The organism is Nocardia sp. NPDC005825, from assembly GCF_040630175.1.
In the GTDB taxonomy this organism is placed as follows: domain Bacteria; phylum Actinomycetota; class Actinomycetes; order Mycobacteriales; family Mycobacteriaceae; genus Nocardia.
This window is the reverse complement of the sequence record NZ_JBEXXC010000004.1, coordinates 19668-36636: the sequence shown is the minus strand read 5'-3', so window position 1 is coordinate 36636 and position 16969 is coordinate 19668. Positions and strand designations below refer to the sequence as shown.

The 16969-nt window shown below is 70.3% G+C and carries 21 protein-coding genes; 11 read left to right on the top strand and 10 right to left on the bottom strand.

The annotated features are described in order from the left end of the window. Nucleotides 1–795, bottom strand: a complete 795-nt coding sequence (locus tag ABZ382_RS12420) for an LLM class flavin-dependent oxidoreductase (protein WP_357087462.1) — start codon at nt 793–795, stop codon at nt 1–3. Nucleotides 796–951: 156 nt separating this feature from the next. Between ABZ382_RS12420 and ABZ382_RS12415 the strand changes: the two genes are divergently transcribed. Continuing rightward, nucleotides 952–1464, top strand: coding sequence for a hypothetical protein (locus tag ABZ382_RS12415; protein WP_357087459.1), 513 nt, complete (start codon nt 952–954; stop codon nt 1462–1464). On the opposite strand, the gene ABZ382_RS12410 is transcribed toward ABZ382_RS12415, so the two are convergent. Then, nucleotides 1465–2127 carry a response regulator transcription factor gene (locus ABZ382_RS12410; RefSeq protein WP_357087456.1) on the bottom strand — a complete coding sequence of 221 codons (663 nt, stop codon included), beginning with the start codon at nt 2125–2127 and terminating at the stop codon, nt 1465–1467. 22 nt (nt 2128–2149) lie between these two features. Next, nucleotides 2150–3376: a sensor histidine kinase gene (locus ABZ382_RS12405; RefSeq protein WP_357087454.1), complete on the bottom strand. Its 1227-nt coding sequence runs from the start codon at nt 3374–3376 to the stop codon at nt 2150–2152. A gap of 148 nt (nt 3377–3524) precedes the next feature. Here ABZ382_RS12405 and ABZ382_RS12400 point away from each other — a divergent pair, with 148 nt between their 5' ends. Next, the gene (locus tag ABZ382_RS12400; RefSeq protein ID WP_357087452.1) at nt 3525–4421 is read left to right on the top strand and encodes an ABC transporter ATP-binding protein; all 897 of its coding nucleotides are present in this window, start codon (nt 3525–3527) and stop codon (nt 4419–4421) included. Beyond that, nucleotides 4418–5302, top strand: a complete 885-nt coding sequence (locus tag ABZ382_RS12395; RefSeq protein ID WP_357087451.1) for an ABC transporter permease — start codon at nt 4418–4420, stop codon at nt 5300–5302. The genes ABZ382_RS12400 and ABZ382_RS12395 overlap by 4 nt, the downstream gene beginning before the upstream one ends. 60 nt (nt 5303–5362) lie before the next feature. On the opposite strand, the gene ABZ382_RS12390 is transcribed toward ABZ382_RS12395, so the two are convergent. Next, nucleotides 5363–5968 (bottom strand): helix-turn-helix domain-containing protein, encoded by a 606-nt coding sequence (locus tag ABZ382_RS12390; RefSeq protein WP_357087448.1) that lies wholly within the window; start codon nt 5966–5968, stop codon nt 5363–5365. 105 nt (nt 5969–6073) lie between these two features. On the opposite strand from ABZ382_RS12390, the gene ABZ382_RS12385 reads away from it, so the two are divergent. The 5 genes from ABZ382_RS12385 to ABZ382_RS12365 all read left to right on the top strand — a co-directional run bounded on the left by ABZ382_RS12385 (nt 6074) and on the right by ABZ382_RS12365 (nt 9399). Beyond that, complete coding sequence (locus ABZ382_RS12385; RefSeq protein ID WP_357087446.1) at nt 6074–6721, top strand: NAD(P)H-dependent oxidoreductase; 648 nt, start codon at nt 6074–6076, stop codon at nt 6719–6721. A gap of 1 nt (nt 6722) precedes the next feature. Then, nucleotides 6723–7043 (top strand): multidrug efflux SMR transporter, encoded by a 321-nt coding sequence (locus tag ABZ382_RS12380; protein WP_357087443.1) that lies wholly within the window; start codon nt 6723–6725, stop codon nt 7041–7043. A 30-nt stretch (nt 7044–7073) separates the two neighbouring features. Further along, the gene (locus ABZ382_RS12375; RefSeq protein ID WP_357087440.1) at nt 7074–7514 is read left to right on the top strand and encodes an SRPBCC domain-containing protein; all 441 of its coding nucleotides are present in this window, start codon (nt 7074–7076) and stop codon (nt 7512–7514) included. A gap of 43 nt (nt 7515–7557) precedes the next feature. Then, nucleotides 7558–8001 carry an OsmC family peroxiredoxin gene (locus tag ABZ382_RS12370; protein WP_357087437.1) on the top strand — a complete coding sequence of 148 codons (444 nt, stop codon included), beginning with the start codon at nt 7558–7560 and terminating at the stop codon, nt 7999–8001. 165 nt (nt 8002–8166) lie between these two features. Next, nucleotides 8167–9399, top strand: a complete 1233-nt coding sequence (locus ABZ382_RS12365; RefSeq protein WP_357087435.1) for a DUF418 domain-containing protein — start codon at nt 8167–8169, stop codon at nt 9397–9399. Here the strand turns inward: ABZ382_RS12365 and mhuD are convergent, their stop codons facing one another. Beyond that, a complete protein-coding gene (mhuD, locus tag ABZ382_RS12360; protein ID WP_357087432.1) occupies nt 9400–9711 on the bottom strand; it encodes a mycobilin-forming heme oxygenase MhuD in 312 nt (103 codons plus the stop codon). 71 nt (nt 9712–9782) lie between these two features. Between mhuD and ABZ382_RS12355 the strand changes: the two genes are divergently transcribed. The 3 genes from ABZ382_RS12355 (at nt 9783) to ABZ382_RS12345 (ending at nt 12658) form a co-directional block, all read left to right on the top strand. After that, nucleotides 9783–10547 (top strand): alpha/beta hydrolase, encoded by a 765-nt coding sequence (locus tag ABZ382_RS12355; protein ID WP_357087429.1) that lies wholly within the window; start codon nt 9783–9785, stop codon nt 10545–10547. Nucleotides 10548–10624: 77 nt separating this feature from the next. Beyond that, complete coding sequence (locus tag ABZ382_RS12350; protein ID WP_357087426.1) at nt 10625–11797, top strand: acyl-CoA dehydrogenase family protein; 1173 nt, start codon at nt 10625–10627, stop codon at nt 11795–11797. A 48-nt stretch (nt 11798–11845) separates the two neighbouring features. Continuing rightward, a complete protein-coding gene (locus tag ABZ382_RS12345) occupies nt 11846–12658 on the top strand; it encodes an enoyl-CoA hydratase/isomerase family protein (protein WP_357087425.1) in 813 nt (270 codons plus the stop codon). Between the two features lie 3 nt (nt 12659–12661). Here the strand turns inward: ABZ382_RS12345 and ABZ382_RS12340 are convergent, their stop codons facing one another. From ABZ382_RS12340 to ispD, 5 genes are all read right to left on the bottom strand, one after another. Beyond that, nucleotides 12662–12940: a DUF4190 domain-containing protein gene (locus ABZ382_RS12340; protein ID WP_357087423.1), complete on the bottom strand. Its 279-nt coding sequence runs from the start codon at nt 12938–12940 to the stop codon at nt 12662–12664. 123 nt (nt 12941–13063) lie between these two features. Beyond that, on the bottom strand, nt 13064–14047 hold the full coding sequence (gene rlmB / locus ABZ382_RS12335) for a 23S rRNA (guanosine(2251)-2'-O)-methyltransferase RlmB (protein ID WP_357087420.1): 984 nt from the start codon (nt 14045–14047) through the stop codon (nt 13064–13066). Nucleotides 14048–14293: 246 nt separating this feature from the next. Beyond that, nucleotides 14294–15694, bottom strand: coding sequence for a cysteine--tRNA ligase (cysS, locus tag ABZ382_RS12330; RefSeq protein ID WP_357087418.1), 1401 nt, complete (start codon nt 15692–15694; stop codon nt 14294–14296). 45 nt (nt 15695–15739) lie between these two features. After that, on the bottom strand, nt 15740–16207 hold the full coding sequence (ispF, locus tag ABZ382_RS12325) for a 2-C-methyl-D-erythritol 2,4-cyclodiphosphate synthase (RefSeq protein ID WP_357088704.1): 468 nt from the start codon (nt 16205–16207) through the stop codon (nt 15740–15742). A gap of 14 nt (nt 16208–16221) precedes the next feature. Further along, nucleotides 16222–16968 carry a 2-C-methyl-D-erythritol 4-phosphate cytidylyltransferase gene (gene ispD, locus ABZ382_RS12320; protein WP_357087417.1) on the bottom strand — a complete coding sequence of 249 codons (747 nt, stop codon included), beginning with the start codon at nt 16966–16968 and terminating at the stop codon, nt 16222–16224. Nucleotide 16969: the final 1 nt, after the last annotated feature.

Below are 16969 nucleotides of genomic sequence, written 5' to 3'. Positions count from 1 at the left end.
TCAGCGGAACTGCTCGAGCACCGGGGCGAACGCCTCGGAAAGGTCGCCGGGGACCAGGATTTCGTCGATTCCGAGCTTCTCGCGACGGTGCTCGAGCAGTTCGGCCGCCGCGGCCGGGTCGGCCGGCAGCAGGGCGGCCGCGTTCGCGTCGCGTAGCTGCTCGAGGGTGACGCCCATGAACTTGCTCATGAACGGCGGCAGCGCGTCCCCGATCGCCACCAGTTGCAGGCTGAACGCGATCGGCCGTTCGGTGAGATCCCGGACCCGGGCCACGATGTCGGCCAGGTCTTGTTCACCGGCGGTCGGCGCGACGGCGAGATGAACGCGGTCCGCGGTCTCGGCGCAGGCGGCGAGCATCCGCGCCCCGGAGGCCGCGATGACGATGGGCGGTGCGGGCGTCACCTCCGCCCGTACCGCCCGCGCGACCTCCACCAGCTGCGCCCGCCGCTGCGCCGCGGAACCGAAAGCGACGCCGAGCTTTTCGGCCTCGGCGGCCGCATCCGGTCGTCCGGTCCCGAGCCCGAGCTCGAATCGGCCGTCGGAAAGCAATTGCAGCGCAGCCGTTTCGCGCACGGTGGCGGCCGCCGACCGCATCGGCGCGGCCAGCACATTGGGCCGTAGCCGCAGGGTGGTCGTGACGGCGGCCGCGGCGGCGAGCGCCGGGAACGGTGAGGGGGTGTAGAGCGTGTCGGGCAGCAGCACGGTGCCGTAGCCCTGCCGTTCGGCGGTCTGAACCGCCTCGATCCACGTGGCCCCCGACCGGGGCGCGATGACGATGCCGAAGTTCATGCTCATGCCCTCGAGCATGCGCGGCTTCGTTTGGCGGGGAATCCGTTTCGAGACGTCACCTCGGCTACGTCGGCAGGCGTAGCCGCCGTCTGGGGCCGTGAGTGCCGCACGACCGAATCGCCGACCGATTCACGACCGTGGCCGGATTGCTAGCCTCCCGGGGTGATCACGGTTCGCTCCTGTCTTCCGGTGCTGGCCGGGCTCGCATTACTGGCGTCGACGGCGGCGTGCTCGGGGAAAGAGACCGCGCCGTCGACGGCGTCGGTGCCGTCGGCCGGAACGCCGGCACCCACGTCGACACCGTCGATTCCCACCACGTCCGGTGCACTGCCGCCCGCCGCCGACGCGCAGGGCTGGCGGGATTCCTTCGCGCGCTGCGGTGACGGTGAACGACCGGTGCTGCTGATCGGGTCCCGGCTCGAGACGATGCAGCGGTTGGCGGTGTGCGAGGAGCCGGGTGGTCCGCGGGTGCTGCGCGCCGATGTTCCGCAGCTGCGCCCGCAGCCGTTCGAGGCGAAGTTCTTCACGTTCACCTCGAACAGTCAGCAGTTCCTCGCCTCGGACGGCATGAAGCTGGACCTGTCGCGTCAGATGGTCACCGTCGCCGATGATCCGCAGATGAAACGCGGTGTGGTGCAGAGCTTCGAGGTGGGCGAGTACTGGAGCAGCTTCTGATCACTGCCAGCCGGGCCGCACCAGGCCGGATTCGTAAGCCAGCACCACCAGTTGGGTGCGGTCGCGGGCGCCGAGTTTGACCAGGATGCGGCTGACGTGGGTGCGGGCGGTGGCGGGGCTGAGGTAGAGGCGTTCGGCGATCTCGGCGTTGGTGAGGCCCTCGGCGACGAGCGTCATGACCTCGCGTTCGCGGTCGGTGAGTTCGGAGAAGGCGGCGGCGGGGGCGGGTTTGGCGTGGGTGGCGAATTCCTCGACCAGGCGTTTGGTGACGCTGGGGGAGAGCAGGGCGTCGCCGCCCGCGACCACCCGGACGGCCTTGACCAGGTCGGCGGGTTCGGTGTGTTTGACCAGGAAGCCGGTGGCTCCGGCGCGCATCGCCTCGAAGACGTATTCGTCGAGGTCGAAGGTGGTGAGCACGATGACCTTCACCGCGGCGAGGGCCGGGTCGGCGGCGATGGCGCGGGTGGCGGCCAGCCCGTCCAGGACCGGCATGCGGATGTCCATGAGCACGATGTCGGGGATCAGCGCCCGGGCCAGGTCGACGGCCTGGCCGCCGTGGTCGGCCTCGCCCACCACCTCGATGTCGTCCTGGGCGCCGAGCAGCGCGACGAAGCCCGCGCGCACCAGCGCTTGATCGTCGGCGATCACCACTCGGATCGGCATCGGTCCTCCTCGAATTCCCAGGTTACGCAGCCGGTTCGGGGTGAGCCAGGTGGGTGGGCAGGCGCGCCCTGACCCGGAATCCGCCGTCGGCCTTGGGTTCGGCGGACAGTTGCCCGCCCAGCGCGTGGGCCCGTTCGGTCATGCCGGTGATGCCGTGCCCGCCGGACGGCGACTGGGGTGCGGGCTGCCGGGTGGGCCGGGTGTTGTCGATGGTGAGCTGCAGCCGTTCGGCCGCGTAGTGCACGGTGACGAGCACGCTCGCGCCGGGCGCGTGCCGCACCACATTGGTGAGCGACTCCTGCACGATGCGGGCGGCGGCCACGTCGACCACGGCGGGCAGCCGGCGCGGCCCGCCGGTGACCATGGTGTGCACCTCGAGTCCGGCGGCGCGGGCCGGTCCGGTGAGTTTGTCGAGGTCGGTGATGCCGATGGTGGGCGTGGTGGGCGCGGCGACGGTGGCGGTGCCGCCGCGGATGGACCGCAGCAGCGCGTTGACCTCGCCGAGCGCGTCCTTGCTGGCGGTCTTGATGGCGGCCAGCGCGGTGGCGGCCTGTTCGGGCTTGCGCTCGAACAGCTCCAGCGCGACCGAGGACTGCACATTGATCAGCGAGAGGCTGTGCGCCAGCACATCGTGCAGTTCGCGCGCGATGGCCAGGCGCTCCTCGGTGACCCGCTGTTCCCGTTCGGCCGATTCCAGGGCGTGCTGGGCGCGAGCGCGCTGCCGTTCGGCTTGTTCCTCGCGTGCCGCGGCTTCGGCGCGTTGCTGTCGCGCGATCAGGGCGACGCGTCGCTGCCGCAGCCCTTCGGCGGCGGCCGCCAGCAGGAAAAGCCAAGCGAGCAAACCGAATTCCTGCCAGACGCTGGTCCGGTACCCGCACCAGCCGGGGACCGGCCACACCATGAGCAGATACCCGACGGCGACGAACGGGTAGGTGTGCCAACGGGATCCGCGTACGGCGGCGGTCATGAAGGCGACGACGAGCGAGACGAAGATCGGCCCGTATCCATAACCGAACAGTAGGTACGCGACCGTGACGGCCATCGTCCCGTAGAACACCCCCAGCGGGTACCGCCGGCGCAGCAGAAGCAGCACCGGACCCACCGTGAGCAGCATGTATCCGAGCAGGTCGAGGGCGCGCGGCACGTTCTGATGGTGATTGGCCAGCGTGCCCGCGCCGAGTTGTATCGCCCCCACCGCCAGAGCCGGGAGCACGTCGCGCCGACCCAGCCTTCCCCCGCGTGTGTCCATAGCAGCACCGTAGCGCCGTCGTCGGGCAGCGGCACCGTGTCGCACCGAAATACGTCCGGATACGGCCCCCGAATACGTCTCGATACGTACACCCGATCACGCGCCGGGACGGATTACTTTCCGTCCCCGGAATCGGATCGTGGAAGCCATGAACGAAGCGATCGCCGTCACCGACCGGCTGACCAAGCGCTACGGCCACCACACCGCCGTGGACGCGGTCAGCATGAGCGTGCGCCGCGGCGAGATCTACGGCTTCCTGGGCCCCAACGGCGCGGGCAAGACCACCACGCTGCGCATGCTGGCCGGTCTCATCCGCCCTGACTCGGGCGCCGCGACCGTGCTCGGCCGCGCGCCCGGCGACCCGGATGCGCTGCGCCGCATGGGCGTTCTCATCGAGGGCCCCGGCTTCTACCCCTATCTGTCGGGCCGTGACAACCTGCGCGTCCTGGCCCGATATCGGGGTGTCGGCGACGACGCGGTCGCCGACGCCCTGGCCCGGGTGGACCTGTCCGCCCGCGGCAAGGACAGGTTCCGCGCCTACTCCCTCGGCATGAAGCAGCGTCTCGGCGTCGCGGCCGCCCTGCTCGGCCGCCCCGACCTGCTGATCCTCGACGAACCCACCAATGGCCTGGATCCCGCGGGCATGGCCGACATGCGGGAACTCATCACCGGACTCGCCGCCGACGGGCACACCGTCGTGCTGTCCAGTCACCTGCTCAGCGAAGTGCAGGAGATCTGCGATCGCGTCGGCGTCATCTCCGACGGCCGCCTGCTCACCGAATCGACGGTGCGGGACCTGCGTGGCACCGCCTCGCTGCTGGTCCGGGCCGAACCCCTGGACCTGGCGTTCCCGGCGGTGCGAGCGGTGGCGGGGGAACGGTCCGCGTTGCTCACCGCCGCCGGGATCCGGGTGGACGCCGGAGCCGCCGCCGCACCGGCGGTGGCGCGCGCGGTCGTCGCGGCGGGCGCGGACCTGCTCGAACTGCGCAGCGACGAAAAGTCTTTGGAAGAAGTGTTTTTCGAGATGACGGAGACGGCGAAATGACAGACCGCGGCGTACTCGACGACCACCGCCCGCTCCCGGCGCTGGTGGCCAGCGTCCGGGCCGAACTGCTACGGCTGCGCAAGTGGCCCGCGTTCTGGATCGTGCTCGGCACCTGGATCCTGCTGAACCTCACCTTCGCCTACCTGTTCAACTACCTCGCCTACACGACCGGCGGCAGTACGCGCATGTCCAACGGGCTGCCCCGCGATGCGCTCCTGCAGCAGATGCTGCCCGCCGCGGTACCGGAGGTGTTCACGCAGGGCATGGCGCTGTTCGGGGGCGCCCTGCTGCTGGTGCTGGGCGCGTTGGCGACGGGCAGCGGATACGGCTGGGGCAGCTGGAAAACCGCACTGACACAGGGGCCTTCGCGGGCGAACGTGATCGGCGCGGTGGTGCTGAGCCTGGCGCTGACGGTGGTCGCGCTGGTGCTGGTCGCCTTCGCTGTCGACACCGGGGTGGCGATGCTCATCGCGGGCAGCCAGGGGCAGTCCCTGGCGCTGCCGTCCGCGGGCCGGATCCTGTTCGGAATCGGTTCGGGCGCGGCGATTCTGACCATGTGGACGCTGGCGGGCGCCTTGGTCGGGACCGCGGCCCGGGGGCCCGCGCTGGCGGTCGGTCTGGGCCTGGTGTGGGTGCTGGTGGTGGAGAATCTGCTCCGTGGCGTGGGCGCGATCTTCTCGCCGATCGAGGCGGTGACCGATCACCTGCCCGGTACGGCCGCCGGTTCGCTCGCGGGTTCGATGCGCACGGTGAGCGGCCCGGCGACGCCGGGCGTCCTGAGTGTGCTCTCGCGCGGCGAGTCGCTGATCGTCCTGGCCGTCTACGTGATCTTGTTCGCGGGCGGCACGATCTGGCTGGTCCATCGTCGCGACATGGCCTGAGGCGCAAGCGGATACCGTGTGCGGCCGTCCCTCCAGCCGGAGGGCGGTCGCAGCGCCGTGTCACGGCCGGGGCGAGTCCAGGACGCCGTGCGCGATCCGCGCGAGTCCGGCGGCGATCCGATCGGTGCCGAGCCCGCGGTCGCGCTGCTGCCGGTACACCTCGGCGGCGAGCGGGGCGAGGAGTGCGTCTACCAGCGTATCCGGTTCGGCCACACCGGCTTCGACGAGCAGCGTCCGGACGTGCACCGCCCAGAACTGGTAGGCCCCGGTGCGGAAGCGCGCGCCCCCAGTCTCCGCGCCGAGCACCAAATTGGCGTGGGTGTCGAGCAATTCGAGCATCGCGGCGTAGAACGCGGCGAGCCGTTCGGCGGGCGGTGCGCCCGGCCCGAGCGGCGGTTCCCCGCGTAAGAGCTGTTCCTGGAGCGCCTTCTCGTGTTCGTCGAGCAGGGCCACCGCGATCGAGCCCACGTCCGGGTAGCGCCGGTACAGCGTCCCGCGGCCGACCCCGGCGGCCTTGGCGATGTCGTCCATGGTGACGGTGCGCGGGTCGCGGTCGGCGAACAGGCGCGCGGCGGCGGCCAGCACCTTGGCCCGGTTGCGGGCCGCGTCGGCGCGTTCGACGGGCGCGGCCTGGTCGTCGATGAGCGGTAGGCCGGGGGTGTTCATGCAGCTCACTGTAGCCGTCGAGGAATAAGTGGACAACATGTCCGGTTGAGGTCTACCGTCGGAGAAGTAACCGGACATCATGTCCACTTGATGGGAGACCCGCTCATGACCGCCCTGCTGCACCTCGACGCCAGCGCCCGCCGCAACTCCGTCAGCCGCCTGCTCGGCGCGACCTTCGCCGACGCCTGGCGGGCCGAACACCCCGACGGCGCCTACGTCCACCGCGACCTGGCCGCCGACCCCATCCCGTTCATCGGCGAGGGCTGGACCGAACTGTGCGACCGCCTCCTCGCACACGGCAGCACCGACCTGGACCGCCTGGCCGACCTGGTGGAATCAGCCGCCCAGCAGCGGGCCTGGGATATCGTCGAACCCCTGCTCGCCGAGGTCCGCGCCGCCGATGTCGTGCTGATCGGCACGCCGATGTACAACTACTCGATCCCGGCGAGCCTCAAGGCCTGGCTGGACCAGATCACCTTCCCGCGAATGTCGCTGGCCCCCACCCGATTCGTGGTGGTGACCGCGCGCGGCGGCGCGTACTCCCCGGGCGCGCCGAAGGCGATCTACGACTACCAGGAGCGCTACCTGCGTGACTTCTTCGCCGGCCACTTCGCCGTCGAGGACACGGTTTTCGTCAATGCCGAACTGGTGAACGCCCGCCACGATCCGGCGCTGGCTCAGCTGCGCGACAAGCACGACGCCTCCTACGCGGCCGCCCTCGACGCCGTCCGCGCGCTCGGTAAGGAGTACTGACATGAACTGGCTCGTCCTGGGTTTGGCCGGTCTGGTGGAGATCGCCTGGTCGCAGTCCATCAAACCGACCCAGAATTTCACCAAGCCGCTCCCGACCCTGGTGTGCTTCCTGCTCGCGGCGGTCGCGGTGTACCTGCTGTCCTACGCCATGCAGTCGCTGCCGGTGGGCACCGCGTACGCGATCTTCACCGGCATCGGGGCGGTCGGCGCGATCGCGCTGGGCGTGCTGGTGCAGAAGGACCCGCTGAGTGTGGGCCGGATGCTGGCGCTGTCCATGATCATCGGCGGCATCGTGCTCGCCCGGGTCACCAATCCCGGGTGAGCGCGGTTCGGGGCGGTATCGTCGCCGCCCATGAACGCTGCGCCCCCGCGGCCACCCGACCTCGCCGCGCGACCGTTCTCGCTGGTCGCCGAACGCATCATGGCCGCCTCCCCGGCCGAGCTCTACCGCATGGCCACCAGACAGTTCGGGACCTGGTTCGCGGACCCGGGTTCGGTGCGCATGCGGCCCGAGGTGAACGAGCCGTTCTACTTCACCGCGGGCGGCGGCCACCCGCACTACGGGCGTTTCCTGCGCCTGGTCCCGGACAATCTGGTGGAGCTCACCTGGATCACCGACGGCACGGCGGGCGCGGAAACCGTACTCACGGTGGAGCTCTCGGCACACGGCGCGGGCACCGCCCTGCTGCTCACCCATGCCGGATTCCCCGACGAGCCCGCCCGCGACCGGCATCGGCAGTCCTGGCCGCGCATCCTCGAACACTGGGACCACAGCGCGGCCGCCACCGGGTAGGTTCGAGCGGGAGTCGAGTTCCCCCATACGAAAGGACGTAACGATGCCTACACGTTCCGCGCGTACCAGCTGGTCCGGTGGTCTGCAGGACGGTTCCGGTCAGGTCGAGCTGGTCAGCTCGGGCGTCGGCAAGTACGACGTCTCGTTCCCCAAGCGCGCCGCCGACGCGGCCGACGGCACCACCAGCCCCGAAGAGCTCATCGCGGCCGCGCACTCCTCCTGCTACGCCATGGCTCTGTCCGCCGAGATCGGCAATGCGGGCGGCACCGCGCAGAGCCTCGACATCACCGCCGACGTCACCCTGGGCCCGGACCCGGCCGGCGGCTTCCGCATCTCCAAGATCAAGCTGACCCTGGTCGGCAAGGCCTCCGGCATCGACGAGGCCGGGTTCCTGGCCGCCGCCGCGGCCGCCAAGGCGGGCTGCCCGGTGTCCAAGGCGCTGACCGGCGTCGACACCATCGAGCTGGACGCCACCTTCGAGGCGTAGTCCTCGAGGCGCAGTGCGCGAAGTCCCGGCTGACACTCTTGTCGGCCGGGACTAGTTCTTTCGGTCAGAGTTCGCCCGGAAACGGGCAATGGGCTCGAAATTCGCGTTGCCGCACCATTAGCCTCGCCCTCACTGCCGGTCGAAATCTGGAGGTGAGCAGTGGTGATGGAGTCACCGGTCGCGGTCGACGCGGCGCGGGAATCGAATGCGGCCGATTCGCTGCCGCGCGTACTCGCGCTGGACGCCGCCCGCGGGATCGCGGTGCTCGGCATGTTCGCGGTCCACGTCGGACCACGGCGGGAGAGTCCCGGCGCGGGCTGGCTGACGGTCTTCGAGGGGCGTTCGGCGGCCCTGTTCGCGGTGCTCGCGGGCGTGTCCCTCGCCCTCATGTCCGGCGGGGCGCAACCCGCCTCCGGGCCGGCCGGGCGCCGCGCTGTGGTCCGCATCGCCGCCCGGGCGATCCTGGTGGCGCTGCTGGGCCTGGTACTGGCACAACTGCATTCCGGCATCGGAATCGCGCTCATCCTGACCTATTACGGCCTGTTCTTCCTGCTGGCGCTGCCCGCGCTGTGGCTGAGCGCGCGGGGACTGGCCCTGCTGGCGGCGATCTGGGCGATCGCGGGACCGCTCGAGTCGTACGCGATCCGAAACCAGCTGGAGCAGAGCGCTTTCGGCGGCCATCCCGATTTCGGCATGCTGACCTCCTGGTCCGGGGTGCGGCAGGTGTTCCAGATGCTGACGCTCACCGGCACCTACCCGGCCCTGATCTGGATGCCGTTCCTCTTCGCCGGGATGGCCCTGGGCCGCTGGGGGATTCGCTCGCTGCGTCCGCTACCGGTGATCGGTGTCGGCGCGGCGCTCACCCTGCTCGGCTACGGCGGTTCCTGGCTGGCGCAGCAGCCGTTCGGTGGCCGTGCGCATCTCGCCGAGCTGCTCACCCGGACCATGTCGGAGGCGGGCATCACCGACTTCGATCCGGGCCAGGTCATCGACGCGGCCGGATTCGGCACGGTGTCCACGACCAGCCCGTGGTGGCTGACCGTCGCGACCCCGCACAGCGGCACCCCGTTCGAGGTGTTCGGCGCGACCGGCGTCGCCATCCTGGTGATCGGCGCGCTCATGGCGCTGGTCCCGCGGACCGGAATCCTGTTGCGGCCCTTGATCGCCGCGGGCTCCTGCGCGCTGAGCCTCTACATCCTGCAGGTGGTCTCGGTCAGCGTGCTGGTGCCGGTCCCGGATCGGGACGCGACCTCGCTGCCCGGCGGCGTGCACGGACCGGGCTGGGAACTGCTGGCCCTGCTGGCGCTCGGCTCACTGGTGGTGGCGACCCTGTGGCGCTACCGCTTCCGCCGCGGTCCGGCGGAATGGCTGCTCCACAGGCTCACCTACCGGGCCTGATCAGGCGTTCTTGCCCGCCACATCCAGGACGACCTCGAACTCCAGCAGCGACGCGCCGGTCGAGACGGGCTTGCGCGCCTCGCCCGCGTGCGCCTCGCGCGCCGGGCCGTCCCGCCACGCCGCGAAGGACTCCTCCGAATCCCACTGCGTGACAACGAAGTAGCGGTTGTCGCCGGCGACCGGGCGGAGCAGCTGGAAGCCCAGGAACCCGGGCGAGTTCTCGACCGCGTGCGCGCGGTGCGCGAAACGCTTCTCCAGCTCGGGGCCGGCGCCCTCGGGGACCTCGATTGCGTTGATCTTGACGACTGCCATGGGCCCGAGGCTACGCCGCCGCCGGGCGGGGGCGGCAACGGCCCACGCCGCCCGCGCCCTAGATTGGTGGCGTGTTGGAAGACGAAGCGAGCCCACTGCACGACGAGGGCGGGACCGGGGTCCCAATCCTGTTGCTGCACGGGCTGATGGGCAGTGCGTACACCTGGAACCGGCAGCTCGACTGGTTGCGCGCGTTCGGGCACGTCTACACCTTCGACGCGGCCGGGCACGGCCGGACCCCGCCCGCGCAGCTCACCACCGAGGCCTTCGTGGCCGATCTCGCGGCGGCCACCGCGGGCATCACCGAGCCGATGGTCGTGATCGGGCACTCCATGGGCGGCCTGCACGGCTGGATGTTCACCGCGGCCCACCCGGACCGGGTCCGGGCGCTGGTGGTCGAGGACATGGCCCCCGACTTCCAGGGGCGCACCGCGGCCGATTGGGCGGCCATGGTCGAGGCCTGGCCGGTCCCGTTCGCGACCGAGGCGGCGGTGCTGGAGTTCTTCGGGCCGGTGGCCGGACGCTATTTCCTGGACTCGTTCCGCCACGAGCCCGACGGCTACCACCTGCACGGCGAGGTGCCGACCTTCCGGGACATCTCCGAGGAGTGGGGCACTCGCGACTTCTGGGCGCAGTGGAAGTCGGTGACGGTGCCCGCGCTGCTGATCGAGGGCGAGTACACCATCACGCCGCCGGGGCAGATGCGGGAGATGGCCGCGCTGCATCCGGACGCCCGGCACGTGGTCATCGCGGACGCCGGGCACCTGGTGCACGACGATCAACCGGCCGCCTACCGGGCCGAAGTCGAGGATTTCCTGCGCCGCGTCCTCGTTTGAGGGCGGGTGCCTTCAGTCGGGTGGGGTGGTCGTCGTATGCTCGGCTCGACCGCGACTCCTGACGGATGGTGACCACGATGATCGACTTCTCGATTCCCGCCGACCTCGCTGCCGAACGCGACCGCGTTCGCCGGTTCGTCATCGACAAGATCGTGCCCTTCGAACGCGACCCGCGCCTGACCGCGCACGGCCCCAACGACGAACTGCGCCAGGAAATGGTGGAGCTGGCCCGCGCCGAGAAGCTGCTCACCATCCAGGCCCCCGTCGAGCTGGGCGGGCGCGGCCTGACCCACGTCGAACAGGCCGTGCTGTACGAGGCCGCCGGCTGGTCCACCCTCGGCCCGGTCGCCATGAACTGCGCCGCTCCCGACGAGGGCAACATGTTCATGCTGTCCAAGATCGCGAATCCGGAACAGACGCAACGCTTCCTGCAGCCGGTGATCGACGGCCACCAGCGCTCCGTCTTCGCCATGACCGAGCCGGGCGGCGCGGGCTCCGACCCCAACCAGCTCGCCACCGAGGCCGTCTTCGACGGCGAGAACTTCACCATCAACGGCCGCAAATGGCTGATCACCGGCGCCGACGGCGCCAAGACCTGGATCATCATGGCGCGCCTGGCCGCCAACCCGCACCTGCCCGAGGGCCCCACCCTGTTCCTCTGCGACGGTGACACCGAGGGCATCGTGATCGAGCGGATCATGAACACCATGGACCGCAACTACGTCGGCGGCCACGCGGTGGTGAACTTCGAAAACCTGGTCCTGCCCAAGGAATCCGTGCTCGGCGAGACCGGCCAGGCGCTGCGCTACGCCCAGCTGCGGCTGGCCCCCGCCCGCCTCACCCACTGCATGCGCTGGCTCGGCGCGGCCGAACGCGCCCAGGCCATCGCGGTCGACTACGCCAAGACCCGCACCGCCTTCGGCAAGCCGATCGGCGAGCACCAAGGCGTGTCGTTCATGCTGGCGGACAACGAGATCGCGCTGCACCAGTGCCGCCTCACCATCTGGCACGTCTGCTGGCTGATGGATCAGGGCCACAAGGCCCGCCACGAGTCCTCGATCGCCAAGTCCTCCGTCTCCGAGGAACTGTTCAAGGTCGCCGACCGCTGCGTCCAGGTGCTCGGCGGCATCGGCATCTCCGACGAGACCGTGGTCGAGATGATCTTCCGCGACATGCGCGCCTTCCGCCTCTACGACGGCCCGACCGAGGTGCACAAGTACGCCATCGGCCGGCAGATCCTCCGCGCCTGAACTGTGGGAACCCGCCCGGAGTCGGGTGCAGGGCCTAATATGCAGCGCATGAGTTCGGAATTGCTTGTGGACGTCTCCGGGGGCGTCGCGGTCCTGACGCTCAACCGGCCCGCCCAGCAGAACGCGCTGACTCCGGCCATGGCGTCGGAACTCGGTGCGTCCCTGCGCCGCTGCGACAACGACGACGCCATCGGCGCGGTCGTCATCACCGGCACCGCGCCCGCGTTCTGCGCGGGCGCGGACCTGTCACTCAAGGTCGGCGAGGTCAACGGCCTCATCGACCCGGCGCCGTTCCGGATCCGAAAACCGGTCATCGCCGCCGTCAACGGGCACGCCGTCGGCATCGGCCTGGAGATCGCGCTGCAGTGCGACCTGCGCTACATGGCCCGCGACGCCGTGTACGCCCTCAACCAGGTCCGCCGCGGCGCGCTCGCCGACGGCTTCGCGCACTGGACCCTGCCCCGCCTGATCGGCAGCGCCCGCGCCGCCGACCTGCTGCTCACCGGCCGCACCTTCGACGGTGACGAGGCGTACTCGCTCGGCATCGCCAACTCCTGCCTGCACGCCGCCGAGGTCCTGCCCACCGCCCTCGAGGTGGCCCACGACATCGCCCACGGTTCGGCCCCGCTCCCGGTGGCGCTGTCCAAGCGCCTGCTCTGGGAGGCCCCCACCATGGATCCGGACACCGTGGGCCGCTTGGAAACCGAGCTCAACGACTACGTCGCCAAGAGCACGGACGGCGGCGAAGGCGTCGCGGCACTGAAGGACCGCCGCCCGCCGAAGTGGACCGGCAGCGTCGCGGGGGAATGGCCCGCGTGGGACGGCATCACCGGCGGCGAGCAGCGCCCGGGCCTGGACTGATGATCAGGCCCGTCCGCTGATCACCATCATCAGGAAGATGCTGCCGAACACGACCATCATGAACGTCCCGATGACGCCGAGGACGTAGCCGACCAGGACCTGCACCCGGCCGCCGAAGCGGCCCCCACCCTCCTCGATGTCGTTGAGCGCGCGGCGGCCGAGGGCCCACGCGATCGGTCCCAGCGCGCCACAGCAGAACACGCTGAGCGCGCCCAGTAGCAGGACGGCGGTTGCGTGCTCGTGCTCGACGGGGGACCCGAGGGGCGGCTGATCGAAGACCACCCGCCAAAGTTTACGGGCGGAAGGCACCGCGCGGCAGGTGGACGCGCGGTGTTCGCTTGGGCCACTTGATTATCGAGGCGAAACTGGACGCCCGACAGTGATGGTCGAGCGACCGATTTGGTTTCAGGAGCGGCGCTGGCGAGCCACTTCGGCCAGCACCACACCCGCCGCGACCGACGCGTTCAGCGACTCCACCGGCCCCGCCATCGGAATGCTCAGGATCGAGTCGCAGTTCTCGCGCACCAGCCGCGAGAGCCCCTTGCCCTCGGAGCCGACCACGACGACCGTCGGTGCGCTGCCGTCGAATTCGTCGAGGGTGGTGTCGCCGCCCGCGTCGAGCCCGACGATCTGATAGCCCTTGTTGGCCCAATCCTTCAGCGTGCGAGTCAGATTCGTGGCCCGCGCGACCGGAAGCCGCGCCGCCGCACCGGCGCTCGTGCGCCACGCCACCGCGGTGACGCTGGCGCTGCGCCGCTGCGGGATGACCACGCCCTGCCCGCCGAACGCCGCCACGGACCGGATGACCGCGCCCAGGTTGCGCGGATCGGTGATGTTGTCCAGCGCCACGATCAGCGCCGGCTCGCCCGAGCTGTGCACCCGGTCCACCAGATCGTCGGGGTGCGCGTACTTGTACGGCGGCACCTGCAGCGCCATGCCCTGGTGCATGCCGTTGTGGCTCATCTTGTCCAGGTCGGTGCGCGGCACCTCCAGGATCGAGATGCCGATCTCGGCGGCCGTCTTCACCGCCTCGGAGAGCCGGTCGTCGTTCTCGGTGCCATTGGCGACGTACAGGGCGGTGGCGGGCACGCCGGCGCGCAGGCACTCCACGACCGGGTTCCGGCCGAGCACCAGCTCGGGACCCTCATTGTCCTTGCGACCCGCGATCGGCCGGGAGGCATTGCGCGACCGGGTGGTGGCGGCCGTCGCCTCGGCCTTGGCCTTCGCCTTGGCCCGCTTGGCGGCGACGTGATAGACCCGATCCTCGGCCTTGGGTGTCGCCCCCTTGCCCTCGAGCCCCCGTCGGCGCTGCCCGCCGGAACCGACGGTCTGCCCCTTCTTGCTTCCGGTCTTCCGGGTCGCCCCGCGTCGCTGGGAATTGCCTGCCATCACTTCGCCTTCCGTATTACGCGGTAAACCGCCTCGAGCCGGGCGCGGGACGAACCCGCTCACTCTCGATCCTGCGGGAAACCTGCCTCCGGTCGGCGCAGCGTGCGGCTGCGCCCATATCGAACCTCCTCCGGGCACTGGCATTGCCGGAGGGTCGCTAAGAATTGTGCCCTACGCTGGGCAGCGGCCCCGAATTCGGTGCGCTCCGCCACACCGTCCGGGAACCGCCGCTCCCGCTCGGAACCGCTACTTCTTGTCCTTGGACAAGGCCCACTCCGCGCCCTGCGGCGTGTCGGTGACCTCGACGCCCGCGGCCTGTAGCCGGTCGCGGACCGCGTCGGCGGTGGCCCAATCCTTGTCGGCGCGGGCCTGCTGCCGCCGGTCCAGTTCCGCGCCGATCAGCACGTCCAGCGCGGCGATGGCGTTCGAGTTGTCGGCGGGCGCGGCCCAGTGCGCGTCCAGCGGGTCCACGCCGAGAATGTCCAGCATGGCCCGGACCTGACCGGCGAGCATGCGCGCGCCCGAGAGGTCGCCGGCGTCGAGCGCCTTGTTGCCCTCGCTCACCACGCCGTGAATCGCGGCCAGTGCCTGCGGAACACCGAGATCGTCGTCGAGCGCCTCGGCGAAGGCCGGGGTCCAGGTGCCGACCGGCACGTCACCGGTGCGCTCGGCGACCCGCAGCACGAACGCCTCCAGGCGCTGGTATCCGGCGGCGGCCTCGGTCAGCGCCTGATCGGAATATTCGACCATCGAGCGGTAGCCCACGCTGCCGAGGTAGTAGCGCAATTCGACCGCGCGCACCCCGACCCGTTCCAGCACATTCGGAATGGACAGCACATTGCCCAGCGACTTGGACATCTTCTCGCCGCCCATGGTCACCCAGCCGTTGTGCAGCCAGTAGCGCGCGAATCCGTCCCCGGCCGCGCGTGACTGCGCGATCTCGTTCTCGTGGTGCGGGAAAACCAGATCCATTCCACCGCAATGAATATCGAATTCCGGACCGAGATAGAACTCGGCCATGGCGGAGCATTCCAAATGCCAGCCCGGCCGGCCGGGACCCCACGGCGACGGCCAATTCGGCTCACCGGGTTTCGCGGCCTTCCACAGCGTGAAATCGCGCGGATCCTTCTTGCCGGTGCCCGCGCTCTCACCCTGATGCACGTCATCGAGCTTGTGCCCGGACAACTTTCCGTAATCCGGGAAGCTCAGCACATCGAAATAGACATTGCCGTCGGAGGCATAGGCGTGGCCGCGCTCGATGAGCCGTTCCATCATCCCGACCATCTGGGTGATGTGCCCGGTCGCGCGTGGCTCCGCGGACGGCGGCAGCACGCCGAGCGTCTCGTAGGCGCGGTCGAAGGCGCGCTCGTGGGTGGCGGCCCACTCCCACCAGGGACGGCCGTGCTCGGCGGCCTTGGTCAGGATCTTGTCGTCGATATCGGTGACATTGCGGATGAAGGCCACGTCGAAACCGTTGGCGGCCAGCCACCGTCGCAGCACGTCGAAGGCGACGCCGCTGCGCACGTGCCCGATGTGGGGTTCCCCCTGAACGGTCGCGCCGCACAGGTACACCGAGGCTTTGCCGGGGACCAGCGGCGTGAAATCACGCAGGGTCCGCGTCTCGGTGTCGAAAAGGCGCAGAGTCACGACAGAGCATCCTAGCTGTTGGGAAATGGGCGGATTACGGGTGCGTCAGGCGCGGCAACACAGCAGGGCGGTGGCCACCGCGGCCACGCCCTCGCCGCGGCCGGTGAGGCCCAGACCGTCGGTCGTGGTGCCCGACACCGAGATCGGCGCACCCAGGATCTCACCCAGCACCTGTTGCGCCTCGGCCCGCCGGGGACCGATTTTGGGCCGATTTCCGATGACCTGTACAGCCGCATTGACAATCGAGAATCCGGCCTCGTCGAGCAGTCGCCGGACTTCGTTCAGCATGGCCGCGCCGGACACGCCCTCCCATTCGGGACGGCCGGTGCCGAAGACCGCGCCGACATCGCCGAGTCCGGCGGCCGAGAGCAGGGCGTCGCAGAGCGCGTGTGCGGCGACATCGCCGTCGGAGTGACCCTCGCAGCCGCTGTCACCCTCGAACAGCAGGCCCGCCATCCAGCAGGGGCGGCCGGGTTCGATGGGGTGGACATCGCTGCCGATGCCGGTGCGCAGGCTCATCGGATCCGTCACGGCGCGATCACCGCCGCGCGTGTCGTGTCCAGCCCACCTGCGGTGTCGGGCGAATCACGGCGGGCGGCCAGGGTATTGGCCAGGACCAGGTCCAAGGGCGAAGTGATCTTGAAGGCCAGGGCGTCACCGAGCACCGTCTCGACGGTCGCACCCAGCATCTCCACCAACCCCGCGTCATCGGTCGCCTGTGTACCCACAGCGTAGGCGGAGCGCAGCAGCTCGGCGTCGAAGCCCTGCGGAGTCTGGATGGCGCGCAGCTCGGAGCGGTCCGGCGTGCCGGTCACCGCGCCCGAGGCGTCCACGGATTTGATGGTGTCGGCCACCGGCAGGGCGGGCACCACGGCCCGCGCACCCGCGCGCAGCGCGTCCACGACCCGGGTGATCAGGGCCGGGGGAGTCAGGGCCCGGGCAGCGTCGTGCACCAGCACCAGGGTGGCATCGGGGGCGGCCGCGAGGCCGGCCCGCACCGAATCGGTCCGCTCGGCGCCACCGGCGACCACGTGCACGGGGACGCCGGAGTCGGGCAGCAGGGCTCGGGTCTGTGCGACGAGTTCGGCGGGCACCATAACCACAACGTCGTCGACCGACCCGGAATCGATCAGCCCCTGGACCGCGAGAGTGAGCATGGGACTGCCGCCGACGTGGACGAAGGCCTTCGGCTTGTTCTCACCGAGACGCACGCCCATGCCGGCGGCAGGAACCAGGGCGACGACGCGAACGTCGTCGCCGGGTGTTGTTTTCACG

Coding starts and splice junctions, on each gene's coding strand:
- mhuD (WP_357087432.1), bottom strand. CDS start 9,711: ATGGCAGTCGTCAAGATCAACGCAATCGAGGTCCCCGAGGGCGCCGGC.
- ABZ382_RS12375 (WP_357087440.1), top strand. CDS start 7,074: ATGAACGCTGCGCCCCCGCGGCCACCCGACCTCGCCGCGCGACCGTTC.
- ABZ382_RS12395 (WP_357087451.1), top strand. CDS start 4,418: ATGACAGACCGCGGCGTACTCGACGACCACCGCCCGCTCCCGGCGCTG.
- ABZ382_RS12420 (WP_357087462.1), bottom strand. CDS start 795: ATGAGCATGAACTTCGGCATCGTCATCGCGCCCCGGTCGGGGGCCACG.
- rlmB (WP_357087420.1), bottom strand. CDS start 14,047: ATGGCAGGCAATTCCCAGCGACGCGGGGCGACCCGGAAGACCGGAAGC.
- ABZ382_RS12365 (WP_357087435.1), top strand. CDS start 8,167: ATGGAGTCACCGGTCGCGGTCGACGCGGCGCGGGAATCGAATGCGGCC.
- ABZ382_RS12405 (WP_357087454.1), bottom strand. CDS start 3,376: ATGGACACACGCGGGGGAAGGCTGGGTCGGCGCGACGTGCTCCCGGCT.
- ABZ382_RS12400 (WP_357087452.1), top strand. CDS start 3,525: ATGAACGAAGCGATCGCCGTCACCGACCGGCTGACCAAGCGCTACGGC.
- ABZ382_RS12370 (WP_357087437.1), top strand. CDS start 7,558: ATGCCTACACGTTCCGCGCGTACCAGCTGGTCCGGTGGTCTGCAGGAC.
- ABZ382_RS12380 (WP_357087443.1), top strand. CDS start 6,723: ATGAACTGGCTCGTCCTGGGTTTGGCCGGTCTGGTGGAGATCGCCTGG.
- ABZ382_RS12345 (WP_357087425.1), top strand. CDS start 11,846: ATGAGTTCGGAATTGCTTGTGGACGTCTCCGGGGGCGTCGCGGTCCTG.
- ABZ382_RS12385 (WP_357087446.1), top strand. CDS start 6,074: ATGACCGCCCTGCTGCACCTCGACGCCAGCGCCCGCCGCAACTCCGTC.
- ABZ382_RS12350 (WP_357087426.1), top strand. CDS start 10,625: ATGATCGACTTCTCGATTCCCGCCGACCTCGCTGCCGAACGCGACCGC.
- ABZ382_RS12410 (WP_357087456.1), bottom strand. CDS start 2,127: ATGCCGATCCGAGTGGTGATCGCCGACGATCAAGCGCTGGTGCGCGCG.
- ABZ382_RS12390 (WP_357087448.1), bottom strand. CDS start 5,968: ATGAACACCCCCGGCCTACCGCTCATCGACGACCAGGCCGCGCCCGTC.